Below are 16724 nucleotides of genomic sequence, written 5' to 3'. Positions count from 1 at the left end.
ACGTCCCCGCCGGTGCGGGGGCTTTTCGGGCAGCGTCCGGACAATCGTTCGATTCTCCTGGTCTTACCCGGCCGGGGCTCAACCTGCACGCCGGCGGGCAGGACCCGTTCCAGGCGGGCGGGTCGAGCCGTTTCGGGTGCCAGGCAGTTCTTTCTTTGGGAGCGCAGCATCGCCGGTGCCGGCGGGCGCGGTATTTTGCGCCCGGTATCGAGACAGCGGGCCGGCAGGGAACGAATGCTGCAGTCGTCTGCAGGACACGGCTGAATGCCGTGTAAAGAGGTAGTTTCCATCCGGAAATGGTCTTTTTGCCAATCTCGGCGTCAAGCTGCGCATTTGCTTGTGCGGCGACCACCAGGCCGCCTCCGCGCAAATGCTTGATTTCCTTGATATTGGCAAACCGGGACCCGCCGCGAAGCGGTGGGACTGCACACGCGAAGCGTGTGAAGAAAAAATCCTCATTTCCGGATTGGAAACTGGGTTGTACCGGGAAATCATTTCCGGATGGAGATGAGGTAGCGCTTTCTGCTGGAAGCGAAATGAAACCATAGGGGGAGGTTTGTACAATGACGAGAAGCAAGTGGATGCACATGGGCACCATCTTAAAGATGAACGCCTACAGCTATCCCGACAAACTGGGATGGCAGGATCGCAATAAGGAATTCACCTTCAAGGCTTGGAACGATCGCGCCTGCCGGTTCGCCAATGGTCTGGTCAAGCTCGGCGTGGGCCACAAGGACGCCTTTTCCGTGATCGCCTATAACAGAGGGGAGTGGATGGATATTTACGCCGGCTGCGCGAAGGGCGGGCAGGTGGTGGTTCCCGTCATGTTCAGGCTGGCCGGTCCGGAAATCGAGTTCATCGTCAATCACTCGGAAAGTAAGGCGTTCATCGTGGAAGCCCCCTTCGTGGATCTGATCGACAGCATCCGCGACAAGCTTTCAGTCCCCAAAGGGGCGTTCATCTACCTGGGCGACGGACCTGCCCCCGAAGGCTACATCGCCTTCGAGGATTGGCTGGCAGCCTCCTCATCGGAAGAGCCCGACTGGGTGGTGGATGCCGACGATATCTGGACGATCATGTACACCTCGGGAACGACAGGCCGCCCCAAGGGCGTCATGAAGACCCACGAGAGTTTCATGGCCATGTATTATCTGGACATCGTCAACATGGGCGTCCGGCCCACCGACAAGGTGATGCTGGTGATGCCGATGTGCCACGTCAACTCGATCTATTATTCGTTCCCATACACGCTCCTGACGGCGCCTGTGTTCGTCAACAACATGGTGAGCTTCGATCCCGAGGATCTCCTGCGGACGATCGACAAGTACAAAATCACCTTTACCTCCCTGGTGCCTACCCACTACATCATGATGTTGGCGCTGCCCGACGAGGTCAAGAACAGCATCGACGTCTCTTCCATCAGACAGCTGCTGATCTCGTCCGCACCCGCCCGGAAAGACCTGAAGGCCGCGATCATGGACTACTTCAAGAACGCCGAATTGTGGGAGGCTTACGGCAGCACCGAAGGCGGGCTGGTGACGCTCCTGAGGCCGGAGGACCAATTCAAGAAGCTTGGTTCGATCGGCAAGGAGATCTTCGGGACGGATCGCATCCGGATCCTGGACGAAGACCGCAACGAGGTGCCGGACGGCGAGGTGGGCGAACTCTTTTACCGTACCCCGATGCTTTTCAAGCAGTATCTGAAGGAACCCGAAAAGACCAAAGACGCCTTTTTCGAGGGGTGGTCGTCGGCCGGCGACATGGTCCGGCGTGATGAAGACGGCTACTACGCCCTGGTCGACCGCAAGGCCAACATGATCATCACCGGCGGTGAGAACGTCTATCCGTCCGAGGTCGAAAATGTGGTCGGTTCGCACGATGCGGTGAAGGATGTGGCCATCATCGGGATCCCGGACGAGAAATGGGGGGAAACCATCAAGGCTGTAGTCGTGCTGCACGCGGGTTACGAGCCGTCGCCGGATTTGGCCAGGGAGATTATGGAATTCTGCAAGGGCAAACTGGCGGGTTTCAAGCGGCCGAAGAGCGTGGATTTCCTTACGGACGACCAGATGCCTCGAACCCCGACAGGAAAGATTCTGCACCGGGTCTTGCGCGAAAAATACGGAAAATGGAGCGATGCCTGATCGAAGACCTTACGGTCGGATCATGTTCGGCATGGTCGGGGTTGCTGCAGTTATTGGAACCGTTTCTTACGGCATCGCATCGATCGAGATGCGTCAAAAAACTCAATCGGGAGGGTTGTTATCATGTTGACAAAAGCGTTTATTCCTTTCAAAGGCTATTACTCGACTCCGTTCTGCCGCTGGCAGGGCAGCATGGCCAACGAGAATGCCATCTCGCTGGCCGCCAATACCGCCAAGCGATGGCTGGCGCAGAAGAACTGGGATCCGAAGATGTACGAATACCTGGTTTTCGGGAACACCATCGGACAGCACCATCAGTTTTACGCGAGTCCTTGGGCCGCAGCCCTCATGGGGTCGGTCGCAACGGCCGGGGTGATCATCAGTCAGGCCTGCACCACGTCCATGACCTGTATCTTTACGGCTGCCATGGGCGTCGAGGCCGGATGGTACGCAACGGCCTGCGCCCTCATGACGGACCGTTGTTCGAACGGGCCGCACACCATCTGGCCCAATCCGATGGGGCCGGGCGGGGAAGTCATTTCCGAGAACTGGATGATGGACAACTTCAACAGCGACCCGAACGTCGGCCTCAAGATGGTCGAGACCGCGGAAAACGTGGCCAAGGAGGGTGGATTCACCAAAGAGCAGTGCGACGAACTGACGCTCAGACGCTATGAACAGTACGCCGAGTCGCTCGCCAATGACCGCGAGTTTCAGAAGCGTTACATGTTTCCGGCAGAGGTGATCATTTCCAAGAAGAAGACCCTCCTGATCGGAGAAGACGAGGGCATTACGCCCACGACCAAAGAGGGCCTCGCCAAACTGAAACCCGTCATCCCGGGCGGCGTCCACAGCTTCGGCGCCCAGACGCACCCCGCCGACGGCAACTGCATGATGACGGTCACCACCGAGGCCAAAGCCAAGGAGTTGAGCGCCGATCCCGCGGTCACCATCCAGGTGGTCTCTGGCGGCTATTCCCGGGAGCGCGCCGGCTATATGGCGGCCGCGCCGGTCCCGGCCGCCCGCCTGGCGCTCGAAAAGGCCGGACTCAAGGTCGAGGACATGAAGGTTATCAAGACCCATAACCCCTTTATCGTAAACGACCTTTACATGAGTCGCGAGATGGGTCTCGACCCCTTCAAATTCAACAACTACGGCAGCTCGCTCGTTTATGGGCATCCGCAGGGACCGACCGCGGGCCGCATCATCATCGAGGGTATCGAAGAGACGGTGAAGCTCGGCGGCGGCTACTTCCTCTGGGCCGGCTGCGCAGCGGGCGACACGGGCGGTTCTCTGATCCTCAAGATCTCGTAAACTGCCCTTTGGTTGACCTGCAGTCTTGAATTTGTTATGAAAGATCGTCCTGTTCAAAAAGGGGCGATCTTTTTTTTCGCTTTTCGATCTAAAGCGTCCGTCTTTGCAACCCGATGGTCCTGGCGGCCTTTGGGGCCGCGTCACTTGATGCGGTTCTTGAAGGCACGGGAGCGTGTCAGTACCTCGAATCCAGGTCCGGATCGGTACAAATGAGGGGAAATAGCTTGTTTTTCAAGGGAAACCCGTATCTCAAGGTCGGCGCGCCATGATGAAGCTGGTCATCTTTCAGTCCCTCGGCGGACTGGGGCTTTTCCTTTTCGGCATGAAGATCATGTCGGAAGGGCTGCAGCGCGTGGCGGGCAACAAAATGCGGCAGATACTCGGTCTCGTGTCCAATAATCGGGTGGTCGCCTGTCTGGTCGGTACGGGCGTAACCAGCGTGATCCAAAGCTCGAGCGCAACGACGGTTATGCTGGTGGGGTTCGTGGACGCGGGGCTCATGACGCTGCGACAGGCCGTCGGAGTCATTTTGGGGGCCAACATCGGTACGACGGTCACGGCCCAACTGATCGCCTTCAAGATCGAGGACTACGCGCTGCCCGCCGTGGCCTTGGGCGTCCTGCTGAAATTCTTCATCGGGCGAAAAAAGTGGCGCTATGTGGGGGATGTCCTGCTTGGATTCGGACTGGTCTTCTTTGGCTTGAGCCTCATGAAGACCGGCTTCGCCCCGCTGCGGACCAATCCGAGCTTCATCGCCTTTTTCACTAGATTCCAGTCCGATACGACTGTCGGCATCGTGCTTTGTGTCCTTGCGGGTGCGGCTCTCACCATGATTCTGCAGAGTTCGAGTGCCACGGTGGGGATTACCATGGCCTTGGCCAGTCAGGGTCTGCTCAGTTTCGAGGCCAGTGTGGCCTTTATCCTCGGGGAGAACATCGGTACGACGGTGACCGCTCAGTTGGCTGCGGTCGGGGCGAGTGCAGCCGCCCGCGAAACGGCGATGGCGCACAGCCTTTTCAATATCCTGGGCGTTTTGAACATCGTCCTGCTCTTTCCTTTTTTTGTGGAGTTGGTCAGTTGGGCCACCGCCCTCGTGTTTCATGAGGGGGGGGCGGACTTGCTGGTCAATGGAGAGTATCCCTACGTGGCCCGCTATATCGCCAATGCCCACACACTCTTCAATGTGGTCAACGCCCTGCTTTTCCTCGTGGCTCTCCCGTATCTGGTGCGGGCGGCCGTCTGGCTGACTCCGGGAAAGGCAAAAGAGGCCGCCATGGACGAGATCCACCACGTGAAATACCTCGACAACCGTTTTATCGAGACCCCTTCGGTTGCCATCGGGCAGGCGCGGGCAGAGGCTGTCCGAATGGCCGAAATCGTCGAGGTCATGTACAACGACGTCGTCAACTGCTTGAAGGATAGGCAGATGGGCGAGCTGTCCAAGTGGCGGAAGCGCGAAGACGCCGTCGACATCCTTCAGAAGGAGATCACCCAGTTCCTGGTGCGTGTGGTCCAGAGCCCGATTACCCCGGAGGAGTCGAAAGAGGTCAATTCATTGATCCGTATGGTCAACAACCTGGAGCGCATGGGGGATGCCGTCGAGAATCTGGCCGAACTCATTCAGGAGCTGATCGAGCAGGATCTGCACCTTTCCGAAGGCGGGCTGTACGATTACCAGGTGATTTCGGATGAGGCCAGGCGCTTTATTCGGCTGATCATCGACGCCATGAAGAAGGACGACAAGATGGTCATGGGAAGGGCTCAGACCCTGGAAGACAGCATCAACAACATGCGCGAGGAGATGCGCGGCAATTACCTCATGCGCCTGCAGAGCGGGATCTGTACGGTCGATCCGGGGCTGATCCTGGTGGATATGCTGACGGCCTTCGAGAAGATCGGCGACTATTGCTATAACATTGCTCAGGCCGTCGCGGGAGTCAAATAGTTTCCAGCCGGAAATGGTCTTTTTTGCCCATCTCGGCGTCAATCTGCACGTTTGCTTGTGCGGCGACCCGCAGGTCGCCTCCAGCCGGAAATGGTCTTTTTTGCCCATCTCGGCGCCAATCTGCACGTTTGCTTGTGTGGCGACCCGCAGGTCGCCTCCGCACAAACGCTGGATTGACTTGATCTGGACAAAAAATCCTCATTTCCGGCTTGGAAACTGGGTTGTGCGGGATGGTGATCTGTGGATAGAGATCTAAATTGTGTCAACGCGGAAATGGTCTTTTTTGCCCATCTCGGCGCCAATCTGCACGTTTGCTTGTGTGGCGACCCGCAGGTCGCCTCCTGCCGGAAATGGTCTTTTTTGCCCATCTCGGCGCCAATCTGCACGTTTGCTTGTGCGGCGACCCGCAGGTCGCCTCCGCACAAACGCTGGATTGACTTGATCTGGACAAAAAATCCTCATTTCCGGCTTGGAAACTGGGTTGTGCGGGATGGTGATCTGCGGATAGAGATCTAAATCGTGCCTACACTGATAAGGGTCGCCATTCTTTTCGGGCTGGACAATGGATATGGCTGGGTAATCCAACCCACGGAGGGGCTTGCGTCCTGCGGAATGTTCCTTTCCGGGCTGGGATGCCGAGAGGGCCTTGCAGTTCTTTTTGGACTGTAACGTTCATCGTGGCCGGGTGACCTGCGCGGGGGAGGAACATGGGCCGTGCCGGATGGCCCTCCGTGTAAAGGAAGACAGGGTGGCGCCGGATGGTGATTTCCGGGCTCGACGTTTGTGGTTGGATGAATCGATTCCGGATGGGAAGCAGGAGATGATGCAATCGGGACTTGAACCGAGAATGGAGTGTATTCGATGCGGGCAGTGCTGTCTGAACAGCAGCCCCACCCTCCAGAAGGAGGACGCCCGACTCGTGCTGGAGGGGCGGATCCTGTGGGATGCCCTGTACACCGTCAGGGTCGGGGAACTGGTGCACGACCCCGTGGAGGGGCGCACCGGGATCGCCGCCAAGGAGATGATCAAGCTCAGGGAGCGGGCGCAAGGCGGCGGGTGCATTTTCTATGACGCGGAAGAGCGGGCCTGCCGCATCTACGCGTCGCGCCCGAGCCAGTGCGCGGCGCTGGCCTGTTGGGATCTGAGCGCGTTCATGCGTGTCTACGAAGGGCCGAAGGCTCAGCGGACGGACGTTATCGAGGACGGCACCCTTCTTCGCTTGATGATGGAGCACGAGGAGCGCTGCAACTACGAAGAGGTGGCGCACTGGGTCTGGGCCATCGAAGAGCAGGGGGAGAAGGCGGTCGGGGAACTGCTGAATCTCCTGCGGTTCGATCATGAACTGCGGCCGCTGGCGGCAAGGCGGCTGAACCTCGATGCCGCTTCGATGGACCTCCTTTTCGGGCGGTCGCTTGCCGAGACGATCGGCATGTTCGGTCTGCAGGTCAAGCGGGACGCCGATGGTTCGTTTCTGCTGACGACGCTGCCGCGGGGCTTGAGGCTTGACGTCGTCTGATGGGTGCGCCGCGCCCGGGGCTCAGGAGACTTCGAAGCCTCGGATGCTGAGCAGCGGGACAGGACATTTCCGGAACATCTTTTCGGCCGTGGAACCGAAGAGGACGCTCGAAAGATTGCTGCGGCCCTTGGTATTCATGATGACGAGATCCACCGCTTCCGATTTCACGGCCTCGATGATCTCGAGGAAAGGCACCCCCGTCCTCAAAAGGATTCTGGGTGCGACCCCGTGGTGCCCCGTCCCGGCCAGCATCCGCTCGATGGCGGTTTTGCGCTCCGCTTTTTCCTGATCGAGATAGGTCTCCACCCGGAAGGCTTCGGTAAGCCTTGAAACCTTTTCCACCGCTTCGATGTCCCGCTGATTGATGACGTTGAGCACGGTCAAGTCTGCTTTCATCCGGGCTGCGATAAGGGCTGCATAGTCGAGGGTGGGTGCTGCGTAGCTCGAAAGATCTATGGCGACCAAAATATGTTTGATCTCTTTCATGGCATCTCTCCTTGTAATGCGTAAGTCCTCTAGGGATGGAACCACCAGGGAGCCGATCGCCGCCTGGATTCAAATCTGAAGGATTTGTTTCGGTCTGTCAAAGGATATCCTGCAGGCAGGGAGATCATCAGGGAAAACGCAGGGTATCGGTCCAGCGGAAGGGGTTTATCGGGTCCGCAGGACGTGCTTCTGCCCGCGTGGGCCGGGACCCGAGCCCCCTTGCACGAGCCGCGATCCGTGTATCCCCATATGTATCGAGGCTCTGATGGGGGCCGGTTCGAAAGGGTCGTATTTCAGTGGTTCCCAATTCCAGCGCAATCGGATATCATGAATGCCAAAATACAGAGGATACACTGGTCCGGGCCGCCGGTAGGCGAGGCTGGCCGCGCGCCGATCGGGCCGGATGCAGGAAGCATAAGGGGGGTTGAAACAGGCTTCAATGGAAGACAAGACATTCGACTTCTGGCAGGATCACTCGCTGCACTATCTCGAAATGGCCTTCCGCACCGACCGGCAGGAGCGTCCTGCGCATCCTGAGGGTTATGGGAAGAGGACCGGAGTGTGCGGGGACACCATCGAAATATTCCTCTCGTTTCTGCATGGGCGGATTCAAAGCGTGAGTTTCCATACGGACGGCTGTATGAATACCAACGCCTGCGCCAACACGGTGGCGCATCTGGCGGAGGGCAGGTCCCTCGAAGAGGCCTGGGAGATCACGCCTCAGCATGTGGTCGATTTTCTCGAGACCCTCCCGGGCGGTGATCATCACTGTGCTGAGCTGGCGGTGGGTGCCTTCTACCTGGCCCTTGCAGACGCGGAGCGGCACCGGCGCGATGCCTACCGCTGGAACAAGAAAGACTACCCTTCGAACGGGGCCTCGTAAATCAAGGAGATTCCATCGTATCGCTGCGCGCTTTTATCCGGGGCGATCGTGACAGGGTGCTTCAGGGATTCTTGGGGTGGCGGTTGACAAGGTAAGGAGATCCCCTTATGTTGCAGCTGCAGTGGGATTTTTCTATGGATGGGGGTCGAACCCCTGACCCTTTGGAGATGGTCCGTCGTATGAATGTATCGGAAGAGGATCCGGAGCCGAAATCCAGGCGCTCTACGGTCAAGATCCGCGAGATGGAGATCGACGACATCGCGCATGTGTTTCATCTCGGAGAGAGATTGTTCACCGCGGAGAGCGCGCCTAATACATATCGGACCTGGGATGAATACGAGGTGATCGAACTTTTTTACGGCGACGTGGAGTTTTGTCTTGTGGCTGTGAAGGATGAACAGATCGTCGGTTTTGTCCTGGGAACGACGATCACGAAGACCCACTCGGCATGGAAATACGGTCATCTCGTGTGGCTGGGAGTCGATCCGGCCTTTCAGCGAAAAGGCGTCGCCGAAAAACTTTTCAGGCGCTTCAAGGATGTCATGCTCAAACACGACGTGCGCATGCTCGTGGTGGACACGGATGCCGAAAACCTGCCGGCCTTGCGCCTGTTCAGGCGGCTGGGTTTCGGCAACCCCAAGCAGCACATTTACCTGACCATGAACATGGCCGGTGAACGACAGCTGATGAAGAGAAGAACGAACGGGGGAAACTGATCTCCTCCGCAAAATCCCCGGTGGCGCCCTCGATGAAAGATCTCCCCCGCATTGTCCAGCCTCAGCGCCTCAAGAAGCTCCTCGAGCGGATGGTCGATATCTACAGCCCCTCCGGCAAGGAAGAAGAAATTGTCGAATACCTGCGCGGGTATCTCAGACGCCAGGGGCTGCCGGTCACCCTCCAGCCCGTGGATGAAAACCGCCACAACCTGCTCGTCGTTCCCCACGAGACGGAGATGCGGCTCGCCCTCGTCGGGCATCTCGACACGGTCGCGGCCTACGAAATCGAGGCTTACGGCTATTCGGAGACAGACGGTATGATCGGAGGGCTGGGTACGGCGGATATGAAGGGGGGGTGTGCCGCGATGGTGGAGGCCTATGTGTCGCTCTGGCAGAGCGGCTGTGAGCGCCTTCCGGTTGCCTTGTGCCTTGTCGTCGGGGAAGAGGAGGCGGGGGACGGGGCAAGGCAGCTGGCGAAGCAGTATCATTTTCCGTGGGTGCTGATCGGCGAACCCACCGATCTCAAGCTGTGTCTGAGCCAATACGGCTACGTGGAGATGCATGTCACGACCGGTGGCCAGCGGATGCATGCCTCCTTGGCAGGCAGCGCCCCGAGCGCCGTCGAGGTGCTGCTGAACGTCCTCCTGAGACTCTCGAAAGACATCCAGACGCGGCATCCCGAGATGACCTACAACATACGCGACCTGTACAGCGCGCACGCGGGCTTTGCCGTGCCGGAGTATTCCGAGGCCTGGATCGATCTGCACATCCCCCCGTCGGCCCCTGTCGGCGAGATCGTGATGGAGCTGGAAGAGGCGGTTTCCGAGCAGAAAGAACGCTGTCCCGAGATCGCCGTGGAACTCAAGGTGATGACCATCGATGCCGGCTACGCGCTTCCCGAAAAAGGCCGTTTGATCGATGCACTCAAGGCCGTTTTCGATCGGCGCGGCCTCCACTGGGCGCCTGAGCCTTTCAGGAGCCATTCGGACGCCAACCAGCTTTGGGCCGCCGGGATGAAAACCCTGCTGCTGGGGCCAGGGCGGCTCGAATATGCCCACGCGCCCCAGGAGGCCGTATCCTTCGATCAGGTCGTCCTGGCCTCCGAGATCTACGCCGAAATGATCCTGGAGTCCTTTCCCGAGTCCGTCGGTTGAAGGTGTGCCCGGAGCCTTTGCCCGTAAACGCACCGGCAGGCGTGAGGGCAACCCTCTGCGCGAAAAAGAGATCGACCGGTTCGCCGCCTTCCCCGCAGGATGTGCTGCGGCCGGCAACCGTGCCCACCTCTTGTTTCGTCATCCAAACACGTCTACCGGCACGAATCCAGCCCGCTCGACTTCTTTTTGGCCCTCGTCGCTCAGGAGATAGATGATGAATGACTTGATTTCCCATGTCAGGCAATCCTCGGTGGTGTAAAGGAGGAGCCGGCGGAGGATGGGGTAGCGTTTTTTGCGGGCGTTCTCGATGGATGCGTCGATGCCGTCGATGGCAAGGGGCTTGATTTCCATGTTGATGAAGCCCGCGCTGATATATCCGATGGCTTGCGGGTGCGCAGCTACGTAGGCGGCGACTTCGCTGTTGGATGACAGAACGACGGGTTCGAGGGCACCGTCCGGGATGGGCGCGACGACGCGGCTCCAGATATCGTGGGTTCCCGAGGCTTCGTCGCGGTTGACGGTCTGGATGGGCAGTTCTTCCCCTCCGAGGCTGCTCCATCGATCGATCTTTCCTGAAAAGATGCCTCGAAGTTGTGTGAGTGACAGGTCCCGGATCGGGTTCCCGGGGTGAACGATGGGGACGACCATATCGTACCCGAACACGAATTCCCGATATTCGGCGGCACCTTCTCCCAACTCCGAGTCTGCCGCGGGGACGGAGGAGGCGGCCAGTTCGCAATGCCCGCCGACGAGCGCGGCGATGCCCTTGTGCGAGCCTGTGGGTACAACCTCGATGCGGACGTCGCTCTGCCGTGAGTAGGCCTGGGCGATCCGTTCGAGGATGGGTTCGGTCGTTGTGGAACCGTAGATGCGGATAACGGTCTGTTCACTGTCGGTGCAGCCGGCGAACCCGAAAAGGAACCCCGTGCAAAGGATGGCGCAGAAGAAAGGTCGGATGCCGCGCATGATTATGCTCAACCTCGAAGGTGTTTAAATGGGCGGGAAACGGCCGGTGCATCGCGTTCAGGGTCGTGCCGGCCCGCGAGCCCCTGAAAGGGTGCGCGGATCTCGGGAAGACCCCCGGTAAGCCGTGTTCTGTTTCCACAGCGATTCGAAATCCGGACTGGGGCCGGATGATGAAACACCGACAGGCATCATCCCGAAAACGGCAGCGCCGGTCAAGATCTAAAACGCCCTCGATCGGCAGAAGCGCTGTGGATGCAGCTTCTCCTGCCCGGGCGAACGGAGGGATTCTTCGAACTCTACAAGCGCCATGCCGCGCTGGAGCATCCTTTCTGGATGGACATCGAGCTGAAACCTGGCATTTGAAACCTGAACGTCGAGATTCAAAACCGGAAGCGCATGGGATCCCGATGAAAGTTGGGCATCTGCAGACTTGCTTCCGCCTGGCTACGATTGGAGGAGATCGTGGAGAATGTGCCTCTGAGTGAAATCCTGCAGCGCATCGAATGTCTTCAGTCGCTCCTGGTCCGCGAGGGGCTCGATGGGGCTCTGATTTTTCAAAATGTAGACCTTTATTATTACGCGGGAACGATCCAGTCTTCCATCCTTTTCATTCCGAGCGAGGGGAGACCGGTGCTCATGGTCCAGAAGAACCAGACCAGGGCAAGGGCCGAGACGTGTCTCGATACGGTCGTGCCTCTCGCGAAGGGCAGAGGCTCCATGGCAGAGGTCCTCGGGGATTGTGGATACGAGCTCAAAGGACGGATCGGGCTCGAACTGGACGTGATTCCAGCCGCCCTCTACATTTGGCTCAGCGGGCGTTTCGAGCGATGCCGGTGGGAGGACGTGAGCTCCCTCATCCGCCGCCAGCGGATGTGCAAGTCCGCCTATGAGGTGGAGCGGGTCCGCAGAGCGGCCCGGATCCTCGATGAAGGCTTCCGGACGCTTTGCCGAGTCATCCGGGAGGGGATGACCGAGTTGGAGGTGGATGGCCGGATGGCCCTCATTGCACGGCGGCTTGGCCATATGGGCATCCTGAGGATGCGGGGGTGGAACCAGGAGATGACCCATGCCCATGTCCTGTCGGGGGGGAGCGGGGCGATGAGTTCGTTTCTGAACAGCGCCCATGCGGGCGAAGGCACCACCCCGGCCATGGCGCAGGGGGCCGGGTTCCGCAGGCTGGGGCGAAACGAGCCGATCGGGATCGACTACGCGGTCGGGGTGGACGGTTATGTAGGCGATCAGTTCCGGACCTTCGTGATCGGCTGTTTGCCGGCGCGGCTTCAGGCCGCACACGATCTTTCGTTCGATATACACCGTCGCTTCGAGGACATGGCGGGGCCCGGAGTGAACTGCGCGGACCTCTACGCCATGGCCCTGAACGAGGCCGAACGGGCGGGCCTGGGGGCCTATTTCATGGGGCACGGTGAGGGGCGGGTCCATTTCATCGGACACGGCATCGGGCTCGAGATCGATGAATTCCCTATCGTTGCGCCCGGCTTCCGAAAGCCGCTCGAACCGGGTATGGTCCTGGCGCTCGAGCCCAAATTCGTCTTTCCGGGCGAAGGGGTGGTGGGGATCGAGGACGATTACCTGGTCACCGAAAGCGGCGTGGAGCGGATAACCCTGACGGACCAGACGGTGATGAAGGTGTGCAGCGGATGATTCCTCCGCGCTCGCGCGCATGACCTCTGGCGGCTGCCCGGAGGGATGGGAGCGCTTGTGGAGGTCTTGTTTTTAGCGGCCGATCCCGCCTCGGATGGAGTTCGAATCGGGGTATGCACAGGGTGCCGTGTGGTGATGATGACTGTTTGCCTCGGTTCCAGGGCAAATTTCTGCGGGTCCGGCCCTGGCGCGGTTTGTTCGAGGAAATGTCTTCCCTCGTGACCGGGCCGTGCCATGAAAGGCCAACAACTTTCCATTTGCATACGCTCTTCAAACGATTCGTCGGACCGATTCCCGGCCGGTGCACCGAGCGTTGCCTGTTGTTTCGAGACTTCGGCACAGGCCTTGCTGCTGGCTTCAGCGTTTCAGCAAGGGTTCTTCGGGTTGGTGATGCCGGCCCGGGGTCCGGTTGCTGTGGCACGGCCGGCAGGAAGGGATGCAACGAAAGGATGGGTCATATGGGAAAAGAGAGGAACAGGTTCTTTTGGTCGCTCGTCGCCGCTCTTGCCCTGATGGTGCTTTGCGCCGCAGGGGCAGTGGCTGCGGAGGGCGCCGGACAGATCGATATCAACCAGGCTACGGTCGAAGAAATGACCGATCTCGAAGGGGTCGGGCCGGGGTATGCCCAGAAGATTGTCGAATACCGGGAGCAGAATGGACCCTTCGATAAACCGGAAGACATCATGAAGGTGAAAGGCATCGGACAAAAGATCTGGGATGCCAACAAGGATAAGATCAAGACCAAATAACCGAAGATGAACGGCAGATCCCTTCCTGCTGTTCAGCCGCTCTTCCACGCTGCGCACGATCCGGCCTGAACCCGGGCGCGGCCCCTCAAATATTCGTTGCCGATTTTTTGCAGAAGCGCTAAAGAAAGAGGCGGATGCCGTGAGCGCTGCAGAGGTTTGCGGTCAGCCCATCTTCCCAACCTTGCGCGGGCGAAGATTATGCAGAAAGAGGCATTCCAGGACCCGATCCCGGATAATGGATGTTTTGGGTGCGGCCCGCATAACGAGCACGGACTTCGCATCGAGAGCTACTGGGATGGAGAAGAGTCCGTCTGCACCTTCCTGCCCGAACCCTTCCGTACGGCGGGTCCTCCCCAGTTCCTCAACGGCGGTATCACCGCTACGATTGTGGACTGCCACTGTGTCTGCAGCGTCATCGCACATGCCTACCGTACCGAAAGACGCCCAATCGGATCCAATCCCCACATCCGGTGTGTTACAGCATCTCTCGATGTCAGGTACCTGAGGCCTGTTCCTATCGATGGGCCCGTAAATCTGCGGGCGAAGATTATCGAGTCGGACGGCCGCAAGACCAAGGTCGCCTCCGCGCAAACGCTTGATTTCATTGATATTGGCAAACCGGGACCCGCCGCGAAGCAGTGGGACTGAGCGGCGAAGCGGTGAAGAAAAATCCTCATTTCCGGATTGGAAACTGGGTTGTACCGGGAAATCATTTCCGGATGGACACGAATTAAGGGTGAATGCAGGTTCGGCATGGCATGAACATCTTTGAAGAGGAGGAACGCGATATGGGATTATTTAAGGAATTCAAGCAGTTTGCGATGCGCGGGAACGTTTTGGACATGGCGATCGGTATCATGATGGGGGCCGCCTTCGGCAAGATTATTTCTTCGCTTGTGAGCGATGTGCTGATGCCTCCGATCGGCAAGTTGCTCGGAAACGTCAACTTTTCGAATCTCTTCATCGTTTTGGGCGAGGGAGACTTTCCCTCTGTGGAGGCCGCGAAAGAGGCCGGGGTGGCGACTGTCAATTATGGCATTTTCATCAATACCGTCATCGATTTCGTGATCGTTGCATTCGTGATCTTTCTTTTTGTGAAGGGCATCAATGCTATGAAAAAGAAGGAAGAGGCGGCGCCTGCGGCGCCTCCCGAGCCGTCCCTCGAGCAGAAACTCCTCGCCGAAATCCGGGATTTGCTCAAAAAACGAGGTTAATGGAGTGAAGCGAAGCGAAGGAGCTATTTTTTTGTCTGCAACATTTGGATATTACGTGTATTTTTTCATGTTGAAGATTTATTGCGGTTTTTGTTGACATCGGATTGAGACAGCCTTAGATTGGCACATTTAATACAGCGGGCTGGTTTCGGGCCTCTCCGGGGGTGCGGAGTGAGCCCGCTGTTTTGTAAGGGGAGACCGTGATATGGAGCCCCGCCGTGAGGCTTCCCGGCGGCCGCTTGAGCACGCGATCCTGAAAGGGGCGAGTCACACCGAGTTCGACCATGCTCCAAATCTTCAGAGCTTGGCAGGAGGTGGACCATGCTGATCAAAGACTATTACGAGGAATCTATCCATGAGAATGGCAAAGAGGTTCTTGCCTCATTCGGCATTAACCGCGTACTCCGAAGGCTCAAAATTTCAATCGAGTGGGCTCCTGCAGGGCGGCCGGCTGTTTGAGAGGACGATTCATCCTCTGGCAGCGTATCTGGGCCTGCTGCTCATACTGTCGAGTATTGCAGCCGTCGTTGCCGCCGGCCTCCATTATGCCGAAGAGATCGACCTCGCCAGGGACAAACTGCGCCAGAATCTTTGGGGCGAAGTATGTTTCTTTTCGGGTCTTTTTTTTGTGCTGATCAATGGGTCCATTCTGGTCTGGCGAATCGTGCTCTTCCGTCGGTATCGGCCGGTTGAGGCGTGTGCGGACGAGCTTCTGCCGCACTGTACGGTGATCGTTCCGGCCTATAACGAGGGCAGGCAGGTGATGGGGACGCTTCTGAGCCTCGCCCGCAGCGATTATCCAAGAGAGAAACTGCAGCTCATCGCGGTGGATGACGGCAGTGTAGACGATACATGGACCTGGATCATGCGGGCGAAAAGAGAGCTGAAGGGCCGCGTACTCTCGATCCGGCTGCCGAAAAACCAGGGGAAACGCCATGCGCTCCATGCCGGCTTCAAGCGCAGCGAAGGTGACGTCCTGGTCACGGTGGACAGCGATTCAGAGGTGGACCGCGATACCCTCCGGAAGCTGGTGAGCCCGTTCGTCGCAAACGAGCAGGTCGGCGCCGTTGCGGGCAATGTGCGCGTTCTGAACCGCCGGGAGGGTCTCCTCCCCAGGATGCTGGATGTGACGTTCCTTTACAGCTTCGATTTCATCCGGGCCGGGCAGAGTATGGTCAACACCGTAATGTGCACGCCCGGGGCCCTGTCGGCCTATAGACGCCACATCGTCGACGGCATTATGGACGAATGGGCGGCGCAGACGTTTATGGGCAGACCGGCCAACATCGGCGAGGACAGGGCCATGACCAACCTGATCCTCAAGGCGGGCTACCACGTCCACTTCCAGCAGGACGCCTATGTCTATACCCAGGTGCCCGTCCGGTACAAGAACCTGTGCAAGATGTTCCTGCGCTGGGCACGGAGCAATATCCGTGAGACGCTCGTCATGAGCCGCTTTGCCTTCAGGCGTTTCCGGAAGGGTTCCATGCTGGGGGCCCGCATCAACCTGCTGGCCGGCTGGATGGGGATGTGCCTCGGGCCGGTCTTTTGGGCCGTGACCTTCGCGCACCTGATTACCCTCCCGTCCCTTTACGGTCTTCAGATCCTCTGCGGGATCGTCGTGGGTACCAGCTTGCCGGCGGGGCTCTACTGCTGGCGTCAGCGCAGCATGGACGGTCTATGGGGTTATGTTTACGGGGTCTTCTGGTTTGTGGCCTTATCCTGGATTACGCCTTACGCCCTCTTGACCCCCCAGAAGTCCGGTTGGCTGACCCGTCAGCTCAAGCAGGCCCCGGCCCGGCCTCCGGTGACCGCCAACCGTGGTGTCATTCGCCCAGCCTGTGCAACGACCGGCCATTTCTCACCTCAGGCCGAACCCCGCCTTTGATAGCGGAGGTGCGGAAAGGACGGCGGTGCAAACCGCCGTCCCAACCTCCTGCTGGATCTTTCTCGTTGTTCGAACTCGGAAGAGGCC

Annotated in this window: 18 protein-coding genes; 15 read left to right on the top strand and 3 right to left on the bottom strand. The window is 58.8% G+C overall.

Annotation, left to right across the window (positions count from 1 at the left end; genetic code table 11):
• Positions 1 to 296 precede the first annotated feature (296 nt).
• From ACZ500_RS07525 to ACZ500_RS07495, 7 genes are all read left to right on the top strand, one after another.
• Complete coding sequence (locus ACZ500_RS07525; protein ID WP_464231892.1) at positions 297 to 548, top strand: hypothetical protein; 252 nt, start codon at positions 297 to 299, stop codon at positions 546 to 548.
• 15 nt (positions 549 to 563) lie between these two features.
• Positions 564 to 2144, top strand: a complete 1581-nt coding sequence (locus ACZ500_RS07520; protein ID WP_464231891.1) for a class I adenylate-forming enzyme family protein — start codon at positions 564 to 566, stop codon at positions 2142 to 2144.
• Positions 2145 to 2267: 123 nt separating this feature from the next.
• On the top strand, positions 2268 to 3458 hold the full coding sequence (locus tag ACZ500_RS07515) for a thiolase family protein (protein ID WP_464231890.1): 1191 nt from the start codon (positions 2268 to 2270) through the stop codon (positions 3456 to 3458).
• A 265-nt stretch (positions 3459 to 3723) separates the two neighbouring features.
• Positions 3724 to 5403 (top strand): Na/Pi cotransporter family protein, encoded by a 1680-nt coding sequence (locus tag ACZ500_RS07510; RefSeq protein ID WP_464231889.1) that lies wholly within the window; start codon positions 3724 to 3726, stop codon positions 5401 to 5403.
• A gap of 13 nt (positions 5404 to 5416) precedes the next feature.
• On the top strand, positions 5417 to 5659 hold the full coding sequence (locus ACZ500_RS07505; protein ID WP_464231888.1) for a hypothetical protein: 243 nt from the start codon (positions 5417 to 5419) through the stop codon (positions 5657 to 5659).
• Positions 5660 to 5676: 17 nt separating this feature from the next.
• Positions 5677 to 5919 carry a hypothetical protein gene (locus ACZ500_RS07500; protein WP_464231887.1) on the top strand — a complete coding sequence of 81 codons (243 nt, stop codon included), beginning with the start codon at positions 5677 to 5679 and terminating at the stop codon, positions 5917 to 5919.
• A gap of 331 nt (positions 5920 to 6250) precedes the next feature.
• The gene (locus ACZ500_RS07495; protein WP_464231886.1) at positions 6251 to 6919 is read left to right on the top strand and encodes a YkgJ family cysteine cluster protein; all 669 of its coding nucleotides are present in this window, start codon (positions 6251 to 6253) and stop codon (positions 6917 to 6919) included.
• A 21-nt stretch (positions 6920 to 6940) separates the two neighbouring features.
• Here the strand turns inward: ACZ500_RS07495 and ACZ500_RS07490 are convergent, their stop codons facing one another.
• Positions 6941 to 7405: a universal stress protein gene (locus ACZ500_RS07490; protein ID WP_464231885.1), complete on the bottom strand. Its 465-nt coding sequence runs from the start codon at positions 7403 to 7405 to the stop codon at positions 6941 to 6943.
• A gap of 424 nt (positions 7406 to 7829) precedes the next feature.
• Here ACZ500_RS07490 and ACZ500_RS07485 point away from each other — a divergent pair, with 424 nt between their 5' ends.
• The 3 genes from ACZ500_RS07485 (at position 7830) to ACZ500_RS07475 (ending at position 10158) form a co-directional block, all read left to right on the top strand.
• Positions 7830 to 8288: an iron-sulfur cluster assembly scaffold protein gene (locus tag ACZ500_RS07485; protein ID WP_464231884.1), complete on the top strand. Its 459-nt coding sequence runs from the start codon at positions 7830 to 7832 to the stop codon at positions 8286 to 8288.
• Positions 8289 to 8395: 107 nt separating this feature from the next.
• Positions 8396 to 9004, top strand: a complete 609-nt coding sequence (locus ACZ500_RS07480; RefSeq protein WP_464231883.1) for an N-acetyltransferase family protein — start codon at positions 8396 to 8398, stop codon at positions 9002 to 9004.
• A 32-nt stretch (positions 9005 to 9036) separates the two neighbouring features.
• Positions 9037 to 10158, top strand: coding sequence for a M20 family metallopeptidase (locus ACZ500_RS07475; protein ID WP_464231882.1), 1122 nt, complete (start codon positions 9037 to 9039; stop codon positions 10156 to 10158).
• A gap of 138 nt (positions 10159 to 10296) precedes the next feature.
• On the opposite strand, the gene ACZ500_RS07470 is transcribed toward ACZ500_RS07475, so the two are convergent.
• On the bottom strand, positions 10297 to 11136 hold the full coding sequence (locus tag ACZ500_RS07470) for a phosphate ABC transporter substrate-binding protein (RefSeq protein ID WP_464231881.1): 840 nt from the start codon (positions 11134 to 11136) through the stop codon (positions 10297 to 10299).
• A gap of 207 nt (positions 11137 to 11343) precedes the next feature.
• On the bottom strand, positions 11344 to 11508 hold the full coding sequence (locus ACZ500_RS07465; protein WP_464231880.1) for a hypothetical protein: 165 nt from the start codon (positions 11506 to 11508) through the stop codon (positions 11344 to 11346).
• 66 nt (positions 11509 to 11574) lie between these two features.
• On the opposite strand from ACZ500_RS07465, the gene ACZ500_RS07460 reads away from it, so the two are divergent.
• The 5 genes from ACZ500_RS07460 (at position 11575) to ACZ500_RS07440 (ending at position 16637) form a co-directional block, all read left to right on the top strand.
• On the top strand, positions 11575 to 12786 hold the full coding sequence (locus ACZ500_RS07460) for a M24 family metallopeptidase (RefSeq protein ID WP_464231879.1): 1212 nt from the start codon (positions 11575 to 11577) through the stop codon (positions 12784 to 12786).
• A 458-nt stretch (positions 12787 to 13244) separates the two neighbouring features.
• Entirely contained in the window at positions 13245 to 13535 is a 291-nt protein-coding gene (locus ACZ500_RS07455) for a ComEA family DNA-binding protein (protein ID WP_464231878.1), read from the top strand.
• Between the two features lie 198 nt (positions 13536 to 13733).
• Positions 13734 to 14183, top strand: coding sequence for a PaaI family thioesterase (locus ACZ500_RS07450; protein ID WP_464231877.1), 450 nt, complete (start codon positions 13734 to 13736; stop codon positions 14181 to 14183).
• A 140-nt stretch (positions 14184 to 14323) separates the two neighbouring features.
• Positions 14324 to 14749 carry a large-conductance mechanosensitive channel protein MscL gene (mscL, locus tag ACZ500_RS07445; protein WP_464231876.1) on the top strand — a complete coding sequence of 142 codons (426 nt, stop codon included), beginning with the start codon at positions 14324 to 14326 and terminating at the stop codon, positions 14747 to 14749.
• A gap of 361 nt (positions 14750 to 15110) precedes the next feature.
• Complete coding sequence (locus tag ACZ500_RS07440; protein WP_464231875.1) at positions 15111 to 16637, top strand: glycosyltransferase family 2 protein; 1527 nt, start codon at positions 15111 to 15113, stop codon at positions 16635 to 16637.
• The last annotated feature ends 87 nt before the right edge of the window (positions 16638 to 16724 follow it).

This window comes from Desulfatiglans parachlorophenolica, from assembly GCF_055394735.1.
Note: the sequence above shows the minus strand (reverse complement) of the source record. Positions and strands in the feature narration are given on the sequence as shown.